This is a genomic window from Kluyvera genomosp. 2, from assembly GCF_036759865.1.
Classification (GTDB): Bacteria; Pseudomonadota; Gammaproteobacteria; order Enterobacterales; family Enterobacteriaceae; genus Kluyvera; species Kluyvera ascorbata_B.
In genome coordinates, this window is the sequence record NZ_JAPKIA010000042.1 from 1 (window position 1) to 1,341 (window position 1,341).

General features: G+C 47.6%; 1 protein-coding gene. It reads left to right on the top strand.

Translation table 11 applies throughout. The features are described from left to right. Positions 1–71: 71 nt before the first annotated feature. Positions 72–1,076, top strand: a complete 1,005-nt coding sequence (locus V6942_RS23340) for an IS110-like element IS4321 family transposase (protein ID WP_000427623.1) — start codon at positions 72–74, stop codon at positions 1,074–1,076. The last annotated feature ends 265 nt before the right edge of the window (positions 1,077–1,341 follow it).

A 1,341-nucleotide genomic window follows, 5' to 3' on the forward strand; every position in this document is an offset into this window, starting at 1 on the left:
TATTTAATGAGATGGTCACTCCCTCCTTCCCGGTATTATGCTGAGGACAGGCTTTCATTCGGAGAACTATCATGGAAAACATTGCGCTCATTGGTATCGATCTGGGTAAAAACTCTTTCCATATTCATTGCCAGGATCGTCGCGGGAAGGCTGTTTACCGTAAAAAATTTACCCGGCCAAAGTTGATCGAATTTTTGGCGACATGCCCCGCTACAACCATCGCAATGGAAGCCTGTGGCGGTTCTCACTTTATGGCACGCAAGTTGGAAGAGTTGGGGCATTCCCCAAAGCTGATATCACCACAATTTGTCCGCCCGTTCGTTAAAAGCAATAAAAACGACTTTGTCGACGCCGAAGCTATTTGTGAAGCTGCATCGCGTCCGTCTATGCGTTTTGTGCAGCCCAGAACGGAATCTCAGCAGGCAATGCGGGCTCTGCATCGTGTCCGTGAATCCCTGGTTCAGGATAAGGTAAAAACAACCAATCAAATGCATGCTTTTCTGCTGGAATTTGGCATTAGCGTTCCCCGAGGAGCTGCCGTTATTAGCCGACTGAGTACCATTCTTGAGGATAATAGTTTGCCTCTTTACCTCAGCCAGTTATTGCTGAAATTACAACAGCATTATCACTATCTTGTTGAGCAGATTAAAGATTTGGAATCCCAGTTGAAACGAAAGTTGGACGAAGATGAGGTTGGACAGCGCTTGCTGAGCATTCCCTGCGTCGGAACACTGACAGCGAGTACTATTTCAACTGAGATTGGCGACGGGAAGCAGTACGCCAGCAGCCGTGACTTTGCGGCGGCAACAGGGCTTGTACCTCGGCAGTACAGCACGGGAGGTAGGACGACATTGCTGGGAATTAGTAAGCGAGGTAATAAAAAGATCCGAACTTTGTTGGTTCAATGTGCCAGGGTATTCATACAAAAACTGGAACACCAGTCTGGCAAATTGGCCGATTGGGTCAGGGATTTACTGTGCCGGAAAAGCAACTTTGTCGTCACTTGTGCTCTGGCAAACAAGCTGGCCAGAATAGCCTGGGCCCTAACGGCACGACAGCAAACTTATGTAGCATAACGGCAGAAATACACCGGTTTAAAGAATTACTGATCTGGTTTTGCGAATACTGATATTGATGATACTAACGGCCCACCGGCCTGTTGAGGAACCTGTAAAACGGAAAGGCTCATTGAAGCCGTATATTTTCTGGAGGTTCATCAGGCGCGGAACTCATCAAGGCGCGGGAATAAAATCCCATTCAGACGCCGGATAGATTCAAGCAAGCCAACTTGTCGTCAAAATCGGTGTTGCAAAAACGGGAGTGACCATAGATTCCGTTTTC

What these genes read in the sequence shown, in the direction of transcription:
- V6942_RS23340 (WP_000427623.1), top strand. Translation starts at nt 72, where the DNA reads ATGGAAAACATTGCGCTCATTGGTATCGATCTGGGTAAAAACTCTTTC.